The sequence below is a fragment of the Psychrobacter sp. P2G3 genome (assembly GCF_001593285.1).
Classification (GTDB): domain Bacteria; phylum Pseudomonadota; class Gammaproteobacteria; order Pseudomonadales; family Moraxellaceae; genus Psychrobacter.
Genome location: NZ_CP012529.1, coordinates 2,623,165 through 2,641,628, shown reverse-complemented (window position 1 = coordinate 2,641,628; position 18,464 = coordinate 2,623,165). Strand labels below are relative to the sequence as shown.

Here is an 18,464-nt window from a genome sequence, read left to right as displayed (position 1 = left end):
TTCAACATAGTAAGTTGTGTTAGTATATTTTGCTAAACATTAGTAATGCTCTGTGGTGTGCTAAGAAAACAATGGATGTGTCAACTGCTAACCTGAACTTAAATGTTTTGCTAAAGAGGGCTTATGATAACGCTGTCAGACTTTCAGAATTATTTATCACATAAAGCACCACTAAAACAGCCTTCGCATAACTATGTTAATGGACAAGAGCAGCAACTGCTTAAGTGGGCAGCGAGCTTACCAACACAGACTGAGGCTCAGCAGGCAATGCAGCTTGAGCAGATATTGACTGAGCTGGCTGTTGCAGACTTAGATGATAAACTGCGACTTAAGCTTTTGAGTATTGTCTCCTGTGCCTCGGATCGCTTAATTACCTCACTGCATAAACACTATAACTATGAGTTGGGTGCATTCAACAACGAGCAGCTGGCATATATTGCTCAAGTTGAATCGTTATATTATTTGACTATCTTGGCTTATGACAATGTTATACAACGTAAGAGCTTAGCGTTGAATGACCAGCAAAGCACAACGTCAGGACATGGTTGGAGACGTTTTCTAACTTTAGCAAAAACCTCACCGCTCATTTTAGCGGCCACTATTTATCAATCGCTAATAACCTATCAAAAGTTATTGTATGAGCAAAATATATCCTACCAACAGCCACGGCCATATCTATGGGCAGCATTCAATGAGTTGTATCACTTAGCTTGTGAGGTAAATGTAGCTCACACTAATCTAAGCACGCAGGTAGTTACAAATCATGCGCTTAGCATTCACGACTTATATGTACAGATTTGCTTGCATAGTTTATTGAATGTCCGTGCCATGCGTCGTCCCAATATGTTGTTAACTCAACGTTTACTACCCTTATGGTCAACTCATGTCCATGCTACTATTGAGCCGCAGACTGAGACACGTATTTTTGTGGATCTGCAAAGTGACAACCCACCTGAATACCTTACTGCCAACTCAGCTATCAACCCTTACGAAGAGCATCATCGTTGCTTGTTTATCGACCTTGAGCCATTGACAGCATATCTACATCAGCGCAAGCAGGCCTTACTTGATAGTAATAATGCAGCGATTGAATATCAGTTAGTCAATAAAATGTTGATGGCGATTAATCATCGTTATGTCGAGCGACAAATGGTAATGCCGACCAAATATCATTCAAAGCAGCGCGCTACTATCATTAGGAGTTTTAACAATATTCATTATGAGGTAGCAGGTGCGCATAGCTTGATGAATATGATTGCTGCCCCAGAGTTACCAACTGAGCAATTGCCACGCTATGATACGCAGCCCAAAAAAGACATTGTAAACGTCATACTTAACGTTGAGACTTTTGATCATGCGGATACCATATCGCAATTTAGAACATTGCATTTATTGCCTACAGAAGACCTAACACAACTTCAAACAGCAATAGATGAAAGGGTAGAAAAACCGTCTTCTCATTTAAATAAAACTATCGTAACAGATGTCAATATTCATACTACTGATAAGCTTAATACGGCTCCGCCACCACTAGGCCTAATGAGTTTGTTATTGTTACACCATCCAAATAATAGTAGCAAATTGAAGTGGTCAATGGGTATGGTACGCTGGCTCAATTTTGAAAATAGGTACATTGAAGTAGAGTGGCAGGTATTTGGGCATGCATTGACAGCTTGTGCCCTGCGATTAGATATTAGAGACCACCGTAGCCAATGCTTTGTACCAGCTTTTATGATCGCTGGTGATAAAGAATTGCAAACAGAATTTACTATCATAGTCCCTCCTTATCACTTTCAATCTAATGATAAAGTCATGCTGCGCATTGATGACAAACAAAAGACGCTTTGTTTGCAGCAATGTTTAATCAATAGTGATGAGTTTAGTCAGTATAAAGTGATACAGATTTAATTGAGTAAGGCTGATACAATCCACATTTTTACGCAAATTTGATTGCGAGTAATTTTTGATTGTAAGTAACTGGAGAGTCGGTTATTTTAAATCATAATTTATAAATTGTGGTTAATAGTAGTTAACTAGCTGGCACTATTCGTTAGTTAAGTATTGCTTAAGTGTTATTGTAATATAGTATACTATAATCACGATTATAAGAATAAAAAGGCCTATTATGCGAACCAAATCTATCTTAAATCTGTTGGTTATAGACGAAGATCAGCTATATGCTGAGCGTTTAGTCAGTTTATTATCTGCTTATTATGATGAGGTTAATTTAGGATTCCTAGACGATAAAGAAGAGCTGCTAAAGTCACTGCGCCACCAGTGGGATGTTTTAGTGTTTGGGCGTGCCTATGATTTGAGCTTCACTGATGTGGTCGGTATTGTGCAGGAACAAAACCTTGATTTGCCTATAATTGGGCTTATGAGTGATGAGATGGCAGGCACTGGCCGCAACGATGATGGTTTGCCAGCAGTCATTGATGGGGTGATGGTAAAGGCACTGTTAGCAGAAAAAGAAGTGCAAGTGGTAATGGCCATCTGCCTGCAACATGCTAACTTACGTAGTCTGCGACAGCTGAATACCTTGCGCTATGTACTCTCTGAAGCAGAGCAGCGTGCCAATATTTTGATTAAGAACTCTAAAAGTGCCGTTGCCTACATTGATCAAGGGATCCATATCTTTGCCAATGACCCTTATCTACAATTATTCAATTTTGAATCGATGGATGATATTATCGGTTTGCCAGTCATTGATTTTATCGCAGGAAAAGACAACGTTAAAGGCTTTAAAGAGTTTTTACGTCAGTTCGATAAAGGTAATCGAGAGCAAGTTGAATTCAATTTTGAAAGTAAGCGTATGGACGGTAGCACTTTTGAGGCCAAGCTACAGTTAGCAGCAGCTACCTTGGATGGTGAGCCAGTTACCCAAATTATCATTCAGCAAAATAATAATAACAGTGCTGAGATTGCTAAACGTTTAGCAGTAGCTGAACGCCAAGATAGCCTAACAGGACTTAATAACCGTCGCGGCTTTGAAGAACGTTTTGAGGCTTTACACCAATCAGTGCTAGAAGGTAAGGTGAGTGCAGGCTTATTATATATACAGCTAGATAATATTGGTAAAATCAGTAGTAGCTTAGGTTTGCAAGGAGTAGATGCCACCGTTCAGCAAGTGGCTCGTATGCTGGAGCAGACAGTAGCAGATGGTCATATTAGCCGCTTTAGTGATACGGCATTTACCGTTCTAGTTGAAGGTTTATCGTCTCAGGCACTTATCGAGCTCGCTGAGAGTGTTCGTCAGCATATCAGTGATATGCTCATTGAAGTTGATGAACGCACGACTAATACAACAGTCAGTATTGGTATTGTCAAAATGGACACTAACGCTGCCGAGCCGCAAATATTGCTCGAGCGTGCTATTGATGCGATTAATCATATTAGAATTGAGACTGCAAACCACGGTAATGCTTATCATCTGTATGATCCAAGTGAGCATGCGAACAGTGATGATAGTGCTTTAGCCGAGTACTTAGTAAGCGCCATCACTCACAACCGCTTTGAGCTTTTCTTCCAGCCAATTTATGATATCAATCAAGATCGCAGTGACTTTTTTGAAGTTTATCTGCGCCTGCCATTAGCCGACGCTGATAATACTGTGTTGACACCTGACAAATTTATGACAGTTGCAAAAACACACCATTTGCGCGAAAAAATAGACCGCTGGATATTGATCAATGCTTGTAAACAGTTAAATGAGGTGCGCAAGACTCACCCCGAAGCGCGCATCTTAGTCCAGTTGACCAGTGCCTCATTGATAGATAAAAAACTGCCTAGTGTGGCCAGTCAGCTAATTAAAGCAGTGGGCGGCGTATCAGGAGCCTTAACACTGCAGTTTAATGAGCAAGATGTGGCCAATCACCTTACGATTGCCAAATCTCAGTTTGCAGCTCTGAGCGATATTAGTTGTCAAGTAGGTATTCATAACTTTGGCACCTCGGCAAAATCAATTGAAATTGCTGAATTCGTGCAGCCTGATATGACACGCTTGGCTCGTGAATATGTCAATGAGATCAGTAAACCTGATAATTTGGATGCCATTAAATCTCTGATTGTTCGCACTAATGAGCTTAATATTGATGTGTTGATGCCTTATATTGAAGAGGCCGCTACGATGTCAGTGTCATGGAGTGTCGGTGCGCGTTACTTGCAAGGCTATTATTTAGAGATGCCAAATAAAACGATGAACGTTGTTTAAGAAGATCGTTGTTTAAGAAAAATGGTATTTAAAGAGAAACTGTCTAAAGAGCAGAAACCCTCTAGATCATAAAAATTAGCTATTAAGTTTCGATGTAATTTAACAGCGTACGCTCAGCATCTCAGAGCGTACCAACATTTCTGCATTATCGCTACACGTCTGCTATCATCCTCACACGCTTATAAAGCCCCCTCAATCAATAAATCTAAAGAATATATAAATATGCCTATTAACGTCAATATTGCACTCGGTGGTATATTAATTGCAACGTTTTCGCTCGCTGCTTGTGAGCGTACGCCACCTGATTATCGAGATCCTGTAACCTTACCAGTGTATAGCGAAGGGGATGCTGATAATGGCGCTATCATCTATGAAGAGGCTTGCGGCCAGTGCCATCAGTTAAACCCGGGAAGTAATAAAAAAGGCCCGCAACTGATGAATATATACGGTGCGCCTGCTGCCAACTTAGAAGACTATGACTATGGTGCAGCACTAACAAGCTCAGGCTGGCTATGGGATGCCGAAACATTAGATCCTTATATTGCAGATGCTCAAAAAGCAATGCCAGATTCAAAGATGTTGTCAGACCCGATGCCAGATGCCGATGAGCGTGCCGATGTTATCGCTTATCTGTCTACTTTACGCATGGCCGCTCCTACTGTCGATAGCGATGGGAATCAAGTGGTAAAGGCTAAGCATACGCAGATGAACAATGAGGCCGTCGAGATACCAGCAGGTGAGGACAACAAGCCAGCCGCAAGCTTCTGATATCAAACCTTTAATAACTCTACCTAATCTTTATTATAATTAATATTACGTATTTCCATTAGAGCGCTTTTTGATTGCTCTTTTTAACCTTATTATAATAGGGTGTATTTGATATTGACCATAACTCTGACAGAGTCTATCTGTAAATATTCAAGCATGCTCTAATCAAGTTGGTAGTTTATTATGCACCAAAGCCATGCTTACGATTTATCATCTCATAAAAATACGGTATCTCAGTTAGAGTCAGACTCTGGTTTAGAGCATTCAAACAATACTACTGCCGATTATTTAGCCAATCAACGCCAAGTGGCGCAATTGCTTGTACAGCTCAATCAAGTGGTGCTCGATAAGACGCAAGTGGTTAAGCTTGCACTTAGCTGTGTGCTGGCAGGTGGGCATTTGCTGCTACAAGATTTACCGGGAATGGGCAAGACGACGTTAGCACAAGGTTTAGCGCAGCTACTTGGCCTATCATTTAATCGTGTGCAATTTACCAACGATATGCTGCCAGCAGATATCTTGGGTATGAGTATCTATAACCAAACTACGCAGAGTTTTGAGTTCCGTAAAGGGCCTATCTTTACTCAGCTACTACTTGCCGATGAAATTAACCGCTCCAGCCCAAAAACTCAAAGTGCCTTACTTGAAGCAATGGAAGAGCACCAAGTAACCCAAGATGGCCAGACCTATCGCTTACCCCAGCCATTCTTCGTCATTGCTACCCAAAACCCAATGCAGCAAGCGGGTGCGTATCCGCTGCCTGAGTCACAATTGGATCGATTCTTGATGTGCTTGTCGCTTGGTTATCCTTCGCCAACAGCAGAGCGCGCATTGCTCCGAGGTCAAGATCGTCGAGAGCTACTCGCAAGTTTAGATGCGATGCTTGCTACGGATGCTGTGCTGCTTGCACGCCAAGGCGTTCAACAAGTATATGTCGCGGATGTGGTACTGGATTATCTACAGCGTCTGGTCGCAAAGACCCGAATTAGCCAAGAGTATCATGGGCTATCACCGCGAGGTGTATTGTCACTGCAGCGCGCAGCACAAGCTCATGCGTATGTGTCAGGTCATCAAGAGGTATCACCAGAGGATATTCAAGCAGTATTTACTGCTGTTACAGACCACAGGTTAGGTCAGCGCTTTGTGCCATCGCATGTCGTTGGTGGGCAAGCACCACAGACCATTGCTCAGCGGATTATCAATGAAGTAACGGTAATTGTTTAAATAATAATTTGGACGAAAGCAAAGTTATTTAAGTGCTAACCATAATGACAAGGCAGCTATGACTGTATTACCGCGCACCTTATCACCACGTACCCTGACCCAGCCAATCAAACGAGCAATGGCACGCTGGTTTGCTAAGCGTGCTCCCAAGAGTGATAGTGCTACTCTCAACTTGCGTAATGTCTATATTTTCTTCCGACGTGAAGGGCTACTTTTCGCTGTACTATTGATGATTACCTTTATTGCTGGTATCAACTATGGCAATAACTTGGTTTTGGGGCTTTGTTTTTACCTTATTAGTATATGGCTGATTAGCTTTCATATGACCTTTTTGCACATATCTGGCCTGCAAGTTCAATTGCTGGAAGTAACTATGGCAGAAGTAGGGGCGCCAGTTTGGGTGACCCTGCAAGTGCGTAGTGAGAGTCGCCAACCAAGACGACAATTGATGTTTAGGTTTGAGCAACATCAGTTGGATAAGCAAGAAAATAACGAACATGACCATAAGCGCAACAGCAAGCGTAGCCGTAAATTACTTAATAACGATCCCAAGCTGCAGGTACTGCTACCGCGCGTACAAGGTGAGCAAATTATTCGTCTGCCTATTATTACCTATAAACGCGGTCAGCTTGAGCTTCCTAGATTAACAGTCAGTACGGTTTATCCGCTTGGTATTATGCGCGCATGGTCATACGTTTATTTTGCGCGCACTGCTTGGGTCTATCCAAAGCCATCGGCTTTTGACTGGCAGACGCAGTATGTGACTGCAAGCTTAGATGACTTGCCGACGGGTGGACAGTATAGTCAACATATCCAAGGCCAAGATGATTTTGAGCGTCTTGATAGTTACATCGAAGGCGAATCACTAGCAAGAGTCTCGTGGGCGCATGTGGCACGTGGTCAGGGGATGCTTACTAAGCATTTCGCTGATCCAGTCGGAGTAGAGCAGGTTTTAGATTATGCCGATATGCCAGCTGCCCATCATGAACAAAAGCTTGCGCAACTGGCTCATGGCGCAATTACGCTTGGCAGCCTTGGAGTGCCCTTTACCATGCAATTGCCTAACGAGAGCCATACAGAGTCAGCGATTGGACATGGCGAGGCATTTGCGCAAGTGTGTTTGCTTCGGTTGGCACAGTCGTCATGATTGATTCTAAGCGCACACGCAACCCTTCTTCTAACATATCTTTGCCGAACTCATCTGCTTTTGCAGCGGTAACCTCGCCTGCAAGTTTTGAAAATCTAGCATTGGGAAATACTGCTAATAACAGCTATAACCCAAACAGAAAATGGTATAGCAAATTGCTAGCGCTACCGGCTTATTATTGGGTATTGCTGACTCAGGTTATCGTAATCCTTCCCCATGCTGCTCATCTGCCACTATGGTTAATGGTCTTTGCTTTAATCACTATCATTGCCCAACTGCCTTATATCAAAGCTAAGTTTAAACAGAGGTTTAAGCAACTGCGCCATCTCAAGCGCATGTATCAAAGCATGCAAATGCTTGGGTTTTTATTAGGACTGGTAGGCTTGTGGCTGACTTATAACACAAGCTTTGGTCTGGATATGGGTGTGGCATTTTTAGTACTGTGCTTGATTAGTAAGCTTTGGGAGTTGTATAAGCGCCGTGATGCTTATGTAGTGTTAAATTTATCACTGTTTGTGCTTGCTGCGCTATTTTTGATGAATCAAGGATTAGTCACTACTTTAGAGGTCATCATAGGTACGATTGTCATCTTGCTAGCATTTATTGCGCTTAATGATGATGGCAATATACGCGGTGATGGACGCCTGCGTACACTTGGCATATTAGGAGTAGGGGCACTACCGTTATTAGTGGTGCTGTTTTTATTCTTTCCACGGCTACCGCCATTATGGTCAGTGCAACTATCAGGGCAGCAGGCGACAACTGGCGTCTCTGATAGTATGTCACCTGGTGACTTCGCTAATCTAAGTCAATCAACCGCGCTTGCTTTTAGAGTTGAGTTTGCGGATGAAACTCCACCACAACATGAGCTGTACTGGCGTGGTTTGGTATTTAGTGACTTTGATGGTGTGACATGGCGACCTAATCTTAGCACGCAGCAGCAGTGGCAGCCTACAAAGCAAATTCCTGTATGGATTGAACAAGCACTTGCCACCGTTCCTGATGAAGTACAGCTTGCACCCAATAACTATGAAGTTATCTTGGAGCCAACTCAACAAAACTGGCTATTTGGACTCGATTATCCATTTACCCAGCGTACAGACGTCAGTGTTACCTCGGAATTTACCTTATCAAAAGACTTACCTGTTACCCAGCAGCTACGTTATAACGTCCTACGTTTTGCGCCCATGCGTATTGACCCTGTGCTTGATAAGTCCTCTCGTCGTATTAACTTGGCTCTACCTAACGATGGCAATCCGCAAGCGCGTGCACTTGCTCAGCAGCTGTTTGCGCAATCAGGCTCTGATCCTGTGCGCTATATGCAAGCGCTTGAGCGCTGGATTAATCAAACGGAATTTCGTTATACGTTATCGCCGCCACGGCTAAATGATAACCGTATCGATGAGTTTTTATTTGATACCAAAGCAGGGTTCTGTGAGCATTATTCTTCAAGTTTTACTTTTATGATGCGTGCGGCTGGCGTTCCAGCGCGAGTCGTGGCTGGCTATCAAGGCGGTGAGCTGAGTCGCGGTGGCAACGTGTGGGAAGTACGGCAGATGGATGCTCACGCATGGACTGAAGTATGGCTTGACGGTCAGGGGTGGGTACGCGTTGACCCGACTGCATTCGTCGCGCCAGAGCGTGTTGAACAAGGGATGGACGTATTAACTCAAACGCAAGGAGCGGCATTGTTTGGCGATGGTGCTGGCGCGCAGATTAGCTACCAGCAGTATCAGATGCTGCAAACACTCAGACGTTTGTCTGACCAAGCCAGCTATTATTGGCAAAAAGATGTTGTTGGCTACGATCAAGATAAGCAAGCAGGCTCGCTACTAAAGTGGTTCAATATCAGCTCGTTTATGCAACAAATCGTTTGGTTAACGGCCAGTGCCATCGTGGTCATATCAGTGTTGGTGCTGATAATATGGCAACGTCGACGTAAGCGTTGGCATCCGGCAGATTTACCGTTGGCTAAATTGTCTAAACGAATTAGTAAAAACGATAAGTTACTCGCTCGTGATGAGAGTGAAGGACAATTAGCGTGGCTTGATCGGCTAGCGGATAGTCTAGCAGCGCCTGATAACATATTAATGGCAGACAACCTAACATTCACTCGACAGCATATCGATAACATTAAACAAGACTACCGACAACTACGCTATGGGCGACTGAGTACGCTCGATGCGAGTAATGCTAAATATCAGCGCGCACTCAAACAACTTAAGGAAAACGTATGTAGGTTGTTGTAAGTATTTAGCTTGGTTAAGGTTGTCCATCATAATTGCTTATTACGGTTTTCACTATATAATCAGGTTGTTCAAGCTGTTAAATCACGTCTATTTGAATAATAACTTCTAGTTTAGATAGAAAACACTTGCAAAGTCTCGAAAACTTGCTAAAATGCTCAACCTAAATAGGCGTATAGCTCAGTTGGTTAGAGCGCTACCTTGACATGGTAGAGGTCAGCAGTTCGAATCTGCTTATGCCTACCAAATTCGAAAGTCCCAATCTTATGATTGGGACTTTTTTTATGCCTGTAATATATGGGCTGTAGTGGAAAATCTTTGCTTGCGGCACTCTATAATCAAGGTTGTTTAATTAGCTATAAATTAGCCAGAAAAGCGACGGTGACCAAACGGTGACCAAAACGTGACCAGCCCTCAAAAATTACTAAAACATAAACCTTCTTTTTGACCTCTACCTCAATTTTCAACTTCAAGTCTATTTCTCAATATTTTCTGATTCACTTTCTTCTACATATTCAAAAATATCTCCAACTTCTACTTCTAAATATTTGCATAGCTTATCTATAGTATCGAAATCAATTCTTGTAGATTGATCGTTATAAATTTTGTGCAAAGTGGTTTTACTTATACCTGTCGCTCTAACTGCATCCGCTACTTTTGGTCTTCTTTCAGCTAATAATGTTGGAAGATGATTAACTAGCATTCTAAAACTCCAATTAAAGTTATAAAAAGTGAGCTATGATGAATAAATTGTAGAAACTAACATGGGCGATTTTAATCAGACAGCTCGATGGTGATGACCCATGCTGTCGATTTCCTAGTCATTAAATTCATATCTAACACTTGCAGTTCGATGCCTGTATAGCTCACTCAAGCAACTGTTGATCAAGTCGATTGGATGGAAGCGATGATACAGCATCACTCGATTGCCATTTTGACCAGCTCAAGAGCAGATATCGAAGACCCACGAGTACAACAGCTCGCTGACGATATTATTAAAGCGCAAAAACGTGAAATCGCTAAGATGCAAGCTCTTATCGAAGAGCTAGAATAAACAATGATGTTTGTAGATAATATAAAGTTATAAAGTGTCAATCAACTAATTTAGTTTGGTAGTTTTATCTAAAACTCATACAGAATGACGCTTTATATATACTATGTTAGAACATAATATATAAAACATGGGTACAATCAGCAGTATGTTGGGCATCATCCACCACATCAGATAAGGAATAATCATGATATTTCGTCAATTGTACGAACCCCTTTCTAGCACTTATACCTATCTGCTAGGGGACGAGGATACAGGTCAGGCTATCCTGATTGATCCGGTCATAGCGACCATGGATCGTGACTTGGCTGAAATCCATAGATTGGGGCTGGATTTGGTTTACACAGTTGACACGCATATTCATGCAGACCATATTACTGCAGCATTAGAAATGAAGCGTGCTGTCGGTAGCAAGATTGCAGCACCTGCCTTTGACCGTCTACCGTGTGTAGATGTCGGGCTGGAAGAAGGAAAACCTTTACAGGTTGCTGGTATTACCTTGCATCCATTGCATACGCCGGGACACACTGATGGGCATTTTGCGTATCTCTATAATGAGCGGGTGTTCACTGGTGATGCTTTACTTATCGATGGATGTGGTCGGACCGACTTCCAGAACGGCGATGCCGATGCACTGTATAAATCTGTGCGGCAGAAACTTTTTTCTTTGCCAGACGACACGCTGGTCTATCCTGCGCACGACTATAAGGAGCGCTTTGTATCTTCAATCGCTCAGGAAAAAAAGCGCAATCCACGGCTTGGCGGGGACATAACACTCGAAGAATTCAAGGTCATCATGAGCAACCTAAATCTATCGTATCCAAAATTCATTGACTATGCTGTCCCTGGCAACCAGCAGTGCGGTGTCTGCCCAGAGGATTTACCAGAAAATTTAGCCACTTACTGTCGCCAGATGATGCAGAGCGTTCAAGGATAATATTCCTGATTTCAAGGGATTCGATGTTTTCACTCTCAACCTATGCTACACGTACTTTTGATAGTTTAGATTGAAATGGGAGAGGAATATAGTCAAGATATTTTTTAAGCATACATATTAATTATCAAAATCAATAGTTAAAAAAATAGAAACCTATAATTATTGACCCTTGCTATCAAATTCGTAGATATTAACTTAGGATTTTTTAATCAGGCAACCTAACGGCAGAGTCCATTGATTAATCTTTAGTAGACTTGCTCAAATAAGCTCTAATACACATCATTAGCTCAACAGTCTAATACAAGTGATTCCATGATAACGGTCTATTCTGAGTAGTCTATAAATGTATTTACAGATGCAGCAGACTGATTCCTTTGGGGTACACTCTCAAAAATAAAATTTCATTAGAAGAACACAAAATATGACAGGAAATATTGTTAATACCTAGGGTTTTACGACTTAAGCATATTTTTTTAAGCCCTTTTAGCCATTAATTTAATGCCTAACGCAAGGAATACAATCCCACTTATTTTACTTAAAACAGTTTTAAATAATAGATTTTTTCTTAAGCTTTTGGAATGAAAACATTGGTTAATACACCTTGCTTGTATATTTAACAAGCCTTTAAAGACTTGAAACTGAGGTTTGCGCAATTTCTATCTTCCTGCAAGCTGTTTGCTATTAAAGACTCCTTTTTGCTCGTTATCATCTTAAAGCTTAGATAACATAAGTGACTTGCGCAGATATATTTCACTAGCATAAATGCCGTTGGGGATTTGGCTAGTAATACTGGTAAACCTAGCGAAGCCAATAAAGTATGTACTAAAATGCCTGATTAATGCCCAAAAAAGAATAAAATCCAGCTTTCCTGCCTTGTGAAATACTACGTGTGATGAGATACATACTATCTGTGTCTAGAATTAGGTTAACAAAATGGCAGCCACGATAAGTCCTACATAGTTCTCAATACCAAACATAGGTAACACTTTCTTTCGATGGCGTTAGACACCCAGAATATTATAGATTACTTGGATCTTTCAACAAACCAATAACGATAGAGATACAAACCAATAACGGCTGAGGCCATAATACTTTTGTTATTGATGTATTATTAAATCAATTTCGTCAGATTTGTTTGCCTAACTTCAATATGACATTATTTGATAAAGTCACGTTATTCCAATAAAGCCACTGTATTAGGCTGTTGTCTGAATGCGAAGGACATTAGTGAGGCGAGACTAAGCTTCTTATGAATGTAAGACCGTACACAGTTGGTGCTATTTTTGATAGCTATGTTGTCATTGACCACTGAGACCGCAAACTTCCTGAAGAATCACTTCATGAAATAATCACTATTGTAACGTTGCGGTCAGTTATTGCCTTTCTAGCTCATCTTAGCTGAAAAATAAATCTGTTTCTCTTTTTCATAGAATGGTCTCATGATCATCGATTTTCATTTTTAGGAAAATGATATGAATACTCAAATAACAGAAAACCATACGTACATTGATGGGCATAAGATTGCATTTTTGGAACAGGGCTCAGGTAGTCCATTAATTTTGCTGCACGGTATTCCAACCAATAGCCTCATGTGGCGAGATATTATTCCACAACTTGCAAAAACACATCGCGTCATCGCCCCCGACCTTCTCAATTATGGTCGATCTGCGAAACCGAAAAGCGCGGATGTGTCCATTAATGCTCAGAGCAACATGATTGTAAAGCTCATGGACGTTCTAGGTGCGCGGCAAGCAGATATTATTGGACATGATATTGGTGGGGGTATTGCTCAGTTGATAGCAGTCAATTATCCAGAGAAAGTTAGAAAGCTCGTTTTGATAGATAGTATCTGTTTCGATTCGTGGCCTATCCCAGAGTTTGAGCCATTACAGGAACCTGGCGCTGAGTCGGAGATGAGTCTTGAGGACTTTTTGAGTATGATGCGAGGCTTTATGCCAAAAGGTGTATACGATAAGAGCGTCATGACTGATGAGCTTATTGAGCTCTATCTTGAACCTTGGTCGACTGAAGAGGGTAAGCGGGCTTTTTTTCGCAACCTTAGACGGTTGAATAAAGAATATACTCAAGCCATTGCTGACGAACTTAGCAACCTTCCACATGAGACACTCATTATATGGGGTGATAAAGACCCCTTTCAGAAACCGGAATACGCGCCAAAACTGGTGGAAGCGATTCCAAATGCCAATCTTGTCTGGATCAAAGATGTTGCTCATTGGTTAATTGACGAGAAGCCTGATGAAATTGGTGAACACATCAATCAATTTCTTAGTTAAAGCACGAGTAGTACGGAGATATCTAACACGGCAGCACTGCACCGAATGGCAATGATACTACTCTACATTGCTGTCCAGTGCAGCGTTTTCGTTGTACCGCTCGCCATTACAGAAAATTAACCGGAGACATATCAGGGCTAATTTTACAGATATTACTGCCATCTTCATTAGCAAGTTGCTCAAGAGGAAAGTAGATTAGAGCAATACGAAGTTAATTCTCAACATTTCTGCAGACACTAAACCACGCAGCCTAGTTCTATTTCATAAGTGTCTTATGGTTGGGATGATTACCATTTTGGTTAATCAGGAAAGCCTTGCAGCTTTTAAAGCTTCCTCAAATTCTTCTGTGGTAAATACATGGCTGGTAATCATTCTCAAATTCATTAAAGCTCCTTGAAAAGTATCTAGTCCCGGTAACTTAGCACTCCCACTGGCATCTGCAATCACTCCTACTTCAAATCCTTCTTCAAGAAGATTCCGAGTATGGGATTCTACACATAAATTTGTAGACATTCCGGCCATTAGTACTTTTTCTATCTTATACTTTCTAAGTTGCAGGCTAAGGTCTGTATTCTTTGGGCTATACAATTTATGAGGGTTACAAAGAATAATATTTTCTCCTTCAAGGTATTGCTTAAATTCCTCGAGAAAATCGGCCCCAGAGTCTTCAAAGCCTTCCATATCCAACCGCCCTTTGCGTTTATACATCTCTTTGGAATGCATAAACTCCTCAAGAGCACCACCAAACTTCCATTCCTTATCTGTCGGAAAAAAATAATGGGGTGATATGAATACCTTCATTCCTTTTTCTCTGGCTAGCCTAAAGACGGTAGACATGTTCTCTATTGTATTATTCTCTTTAACACTTTCTTTTACAATAGGCCAAGCCACCCCATCTTCTCGCAAAAAATCATTCTGCGGATCGGTTATTACTATGGCAGTATTCTTATCAATTTCAAATCCGGGATCCGGAATCCCAGCTTCCTTTGCAGCACTAATTACTTGCCATTCTGTACTTTTCATAATTTTATCCTTGTCTAATATGAAACTTTTGAGAATCCAGAACATTGGAGCTGATAAGCTTTTAAGTACAATAATGTCCTATCTCAATCTAGCACCTGATTCGTAAGAAAACCAGTTTTTCTTACGAATCAGGTTATAAAATATAATTTTCACTAGTGGTAATTAGACCTCCAAAATAGCCGATTGCTCCTATAAGCTAATATATGTTTAATCCAAATCGATTACAGTTTGCAATCGATAGGCGGGCTGTGAGCAAAGCCGAACTGGCGGAAAAGCTAAGTATTACTCCTAGAACATTAACAAATTATCTAAATGGAAATACTGAGCCTAATTTAGTTGATCTTTCAAGGGTACTAAGCTTGCCTATCGATTTTTTTAAAGGCAGTGATTTACCAATCATTGATGAACATAGCGTTAGTTTTAGATCTCGTTCTAGAATGACCAAGAAAGTCAAAGCCGAAGCCCTAACTTATGGCATAACCGGTTTTATGCTTAATGATTGGTTTGAAGAAGCGGCTAATACGCTTCGTTATGACTGGGGTTTAGGCGATAAACCTATTGGAAGCTTAATTGCTCTGTTAGAGTCGAAAGGTATACGTATTTTTTCGATTTTTGTAAAATCGGAATATATTGATGCTTTTAGCGTTTGGTATGATGACCAGCCTTTTATCTTTCTGAACAACCAAAAAACTATGGAGAGAAGCAGGTTTGATGCATGTCACGAGTTAGGTCATTTGGTTAGAGATATCTACAGCATGAAAATGTCTGAAAGTTTCGGCAAATCGCTTGATCAAGATTTAGATTCTAAAGCAGTTGAAAGAGGTGCAGATGAGTTTGCGTCTGCGTTTTTAATGCCCGAAGTTGCATTAATGGAATATAAACATGTAAACCCTACTTTAAACAATCTTATTGAGCTGAAAAAAGTGTTTGGTGTATCTTTAGTAGCACTGGCATATAGAATGCATAAACTAGGGTTCATAAGCGAATGGATTTATACAAGAGTGCTTTGTCCAGCAATTGCAAAGTATAACTATCGCAAGTCAGAGCCTCATCCTATGAATAGAGAGACCTCTCAAGTACTCAACACGATAACCAATGAACTAAATTCAGAAGGAATAAGTCTAGATGATATTGCTAAAAAAATTAATCTTAGAAAAGCTGATATAACTCCATTACTGTTTCAACTTGCTGATAGCACAAAGCCTTTTCATTTGTTCCAAGTTTTAAAATGAAGTGAGATCGTCAGTCAAAATTGATAGCTGCTTTCACTTTGGTCACTCTTAATTCAACTACTCATGCATGCACATGGGAGATCATTAAATTAAAAAATGAATGACCATGCGTACCAATCTCCTCATTATCAATTATAAGAACCCACCTATTTACGGCTATACCTTAATATCAACCAGTGATTTTTTGGAAAAATTCAACAATAGGAAAGTAAGTGTATGATGCATATACCTCATATGCATTCGAAAGACAAAAATATCTTAGGCTTTATCAAGCATTGTTGTGCCACTACAAACTATCTCGAATTGGAAAAACAATGATTCAAACCGCTATCCATTATTTTCTACACTTTGGTATGCCATTGTTCATCGCCTATATGTTTTTTCGTGACGACTATAAACGGGTATATTTAATCTTATTGGCCACTATGCTAGTAGATTTAGATCATTTGCTGGCCACTCCTATTTTTTCACCCAATCGTTGTAGTATTAACTTTCATCCGCTGCACACTTACTATGCAATGGCAGTATATGCGGCTATGCTATTTTTACCAAAGCCTTATAAAATAATTGGTTTGGGGTTGTTACTACATATGCTAACCGATCTGAATGACTGCGTAATGATCTATCTTAATTGTCCGCAATGTTTGAGTGAGGCTCCTGCCCTTGAGTTGGTGGAATGGCTTGTAAAAGCTACTAGGTTTTGATACGGCTGTGACTACATCCTTTTGTGCTTCTCTCATAGATCACATCTTCAATAACTTCTAGAAGTATATACATCGCTATCCAATCCTAAATGAGTTTTCGTATTAGACCGCTTGTGTTCTAATGCGAGGATTGGGTTTGTTTAGCTTGTTACTCTAAGATTAGTGAGATAGCTCTGTTTCTAATCAGGTAGTAGCGGCAAGAACTAACCGCTACTTCTTTTACATCGTTTTAATAGTGCTGTAATCACCACGGGTACGCAAAACAACTTGAACATCCGATTCGCCGCGATTGCGCCAAAACCAGCCATGATTACCTGTAAACGCAGCTTCTAGAACGCCTTCATCAGCGGCAACCCCGCGACCTTTTTCATAAATGATGGCTTTGCCTGATGCATCACCATGAGTATCAAAGTTAACCTTACCGCCAGTCACGACCCAAGAGTATTCAGTCTTATCGCCTGAATCCATTTTCATCTTAATTTCTAATCCTTCACCTGAAGTCAAGGTGAAGGGAATTTCATCACGCCATTGCCCACTAGCGACAGCAGTGTCAGCAAGTGTGGCACTCATCGCTTGCTCAGTCACATTATCAATATCTACTGTTTCGGACGTCAGTGTATCAGTTGCTAGTAAACCAGCAGCATCGGCGGCCGCTTCTTCTGCTAATTGCTGCTTAACTTGCCCCATTTCTGTCAAACGAAGTAGGTTGCCAACCCCAATTGGGTCGATGCCATATTCAGCTGGGAGAACCACTGTAAATAAAAGAACTATGGCTGCAATTGCAGCCAGAATAGTAGATTTCATAAGCTGCTTTGAAGAGGGAAGTTCAGCCTGTAAAGGAGTATCACTGTTATACATATTGGAAATCCTTGGGTTATTAAGACGTTAAATAGCCAGTGAGTTGCATGCCCACTAAAATAAATCCTGCGCTCATCATGGCAACGTTGGCGGTATAGGCGTTACGTATGAAACTTAGCGTACGGCGCCAATAGCTCATGCCGATTAATATGATTGCTAGAGCCAGTAGTTGCCCAATTTCCACACCCACGTTAAATGCGAGTAGGTTAGGCAGTAAACCGTTAGGTGACATATCGTATTCAAGAAGTTTAGTTGATAACCCAAAGCCGTGGAAAAGACCAAATATAAGCACTGCTATTTTGGTATTTGGTTGATACCCGAACCATCGCTGAAAAGCACCAATGTTGTCTAAGGCTTTGTAAACAACAGAGAGACCAATAATTGCATCAATCAGATAACTGTTCATACCGATGTTGAAATACACGCCTAAGATCATCGTGGTGGAATGACCTAATGCAAATAAGCTCACATAGATGCCAATGTGCTTCATGCGGTAAAGAAAGAAGATGACCCCGAAGAGAAACAGGATGTGGTCATACCCCGTTATCATGTGCTTAGCGCCCAAGTACATAAAGGGTAAAATATTGACCCCTGAAATCTCCTGAATATATCCTTTATCGCCCGCTGTTACAGCGTGAGCCAAAGCTTCATTGCTGCCAATAAGGACATAGAAAAGCAGTACCGAGAGTAATAGCAGACGGGTTTGCCAAGTCGCCCATGGCGAGCTTGTTGGCCTATTATGAACATAGCTGTGCATTAAGAATCCTATG

The 18,464-nt window shown here is 41.1% G+C and carries 16 protein-coding genes and 1 tRNA gene; 12 read left to right on the top strand and 5 right to left on the bottom strand.

Features of this window, described 5'->3' with window-relative positions; genetic code table 11:
• The first annotated feature begins 123 nt into the window (after positions 1–123).
• The 7 genes from AK823_RS10740 to AK823_RS10710 all read left to right on the top strand — a co-directional run bounded on the left by AK823_RS10740 (position 124) and on the right by AK823_RS10710 (position 9,841).
• The gene (locus tag AK823_RS10740; protein WP_068329136.1) at positions 124–1,908 is read left to right on the top strand and encodes a hypothetical protein; all 1,785 of its coding nucleotides are present in this window, start codon (positions 124–126) and stop codon (positions 1,906–1,908) included.
• A gap of 217 nt (positions 1,909–2,125) precedes the next feature.
• On the top strand, positions 2,126–4,210 hold the full coding sequence (locus tag AK823_RS10735) for an EAL domain-containing protein (RefSeq protein ID WP_068329133.1): 2,085 nt from the start codon (positions 2,126–2,128) through the stop codon (positions 4,208–4,210).
• A gap of 222 nt (positions 4,211–4,432) precedes the next feature.
• A complete protein-coding gene (locus AK823_RS10730) occupies positions 4,433–4,978 on the top strand; it encodes a c-type cytochrome (RefSeq protein ID WP_082785707.1) in 546 nt (181 codons plus the stop codon).
• A 183-nt stretch (positions 4,979–5,161) separates the two neighbouring features.
• Complete coding sequence (locus AK823_RS10725) at positions 5,162–6,202, top strand: AAA family ATPase (RefSeq protein WP_082785706.1); 1,041 nt, start codon at positions 5,162–5,164, stop codon at positions 6,200–6,202.
• Between the two features lie 58 nt (positions 6,203–6,260).
• Entirely contained in the window at positions 6,261–7,349 is a 1,089-nt protein-coding gene (locus AK823_RS10720; RefSeq protein ID WP_227514061.1) for a hypothetical protein, read from the top strand.
• Complete coding sequence (locus AK823_RS10715; protein WP_068329130.1) at positions 7,346–9,598, top strand: DUF3488 and transglutaminase-like domain-containing protein; 2,253 nt, start codon at positions 7,346–7,348, stop codon at positions 9,596–9,598. The genes AK823_RS10720 and AK823_RS10715 overlap by 4 nt, the downstream gene beginning before the upstream one ends.
• Positions 9,599–9,764: 166 nt before the next feature.
• A tRNA-Val gene (locus tag AK823_RS10710) sits at positions 9,765–9,841 on the top strand.
• 229 nt (positions 9,842–10,070) lie between these two features.
• Here the strand turns inward: AK823_RS10710 and AK823_RS10705 are convergent.
• A complete protein-coding gene (locus AK823_RS10705) occupies positions 10,071–10,298 on the bottom strand; it encodes a helix-turn-helix transcriptional regulator (protein ID WP_068329127.1) in 228 nt (75 codons plus the stop codon).
• Between the two features lie 195 nt (positions 10,299–10,493).
• Between AK823_RS10705 and AK823_RS10700 the strand changes: the two genes are divergently transcribed.
• A complete protein-coding gene (locus AK823_RS10700; RefSeq protein WP_228138852.1) occupies positions 10,494–10,649 on the top strand; it encodes a DUF305 domain-containing protein in 156 nt (51 codons plus the stop codon).
• 184 nt (positions 10,650–10,833) lie between these two features.
• Positions 10,834–11,583, top strand: a complete 750-nt coding sequence (locus AK823_RS10695) for an MBL fold metallo-hydrolase (protein ID WP_068329123.1) — start codon at positions 10,834–10,836, stop codon at positions 11,581–11,583.
• Positions 11,584–12,196: 613 nt separating this feature from the next.
• On the opposite strand, the gene AK823_RS14265 is transcribed toward AK823_RS10695, so the two are convergent.
• Positions 12,197–12,394, bottom strand: coding sequence for a LysE family transporter (locus tag AK823_RS14265; RefSeq protein WP_265732895.1), 198 nt, complete (start codon positions 12,392–12,394; stop codon positions 12,197–12,199).
• 661 nt (positions 12,395–13,055) lie between these two features.
• On the opposite strand from AK823_RS14265, the gene AK823_RS10690 reads away from it, so the two are divergent.
• Positions 13,056–13,877, top strand: a complete 822-nt coding sequence (locus AK823_RS10690; protein ID WP_068329120.1) for an alpha/beta hydrolase — start codon at positions 13,056–13,058, stop codon at positions 13,875–13,877.
• Between the two features lie 303 nt (positions 13,878–14,180).
• Here the strand turns inward: AK823_RS10690 and AK823_RS10685 are convergent, their stop codons facing one another.
• The gene (locus AK823_RS10685) at positions 14,181–14,900 is read right to left on the bottom strand and encodes a cysteine hydrolase (protein ID WP_068329117.1); all 720 of its coding nucleotides are present in this window, start codon (positions 14,898–14,900) and stop codon (positions 14,181–14,183) included.
• A gap of 248 nt (positions 14,901–15,148) precedes the next feature.
• On the opposite strand from AK823_RS10685, the gene AK823_RS10680 reads away from it, so the two are divergent.
• A complete protein-coding gene (locus AK823_RS10680) occupies positions 15,149–16,132 on the top strand; it encodes an ImmA/IrrE family metallo-endopeptidase (RefSeq protein WP_158510476.1) in 984 nt (327 codons plus the stop codon).
• Positions 16,133–16,446: 314 nt separating this feature from the next.
• On the top strand, positions 16,447–16,836 hold the full coding sequence (locus AK823_RS10675) for a DUF6122 family protein (protein WP_068329111.1): 390 nt from the start codon (positions 16,447–16,449) through the stop codon (positions 16,834–16,836).
• A 219-nt stretch (positions 16,837–17,055) separates the two neighbouring features.
• Here the strand turns inward: AK823_RS10675 and AK823_RS10670 are convergent, their stop codons facing one another.
• A complete protein-coding gene (locus tag AK823_RS10670; protein ID WP_068329108.1) occupies positions 17,056–17,694 on the bottom strand; it encodes a transmembrane anchor protein in 639 nt (212 codons plus the stop codon).
• 19 nt (positions 17,695–17,713) lie between these two features.
• Complete coding sequence (locus AK823_RS10665) at positions 17,714–18,451, bottom strand: HupE/UreJ family protein (RefSeq protein ID WP_068329105.1); 738 nt, start codon at positions 18,449–18,451, stop codon at positions 17,714–17,716.
• Positions 18,452–18,464 lie beyond the last annotated feature (13 nt).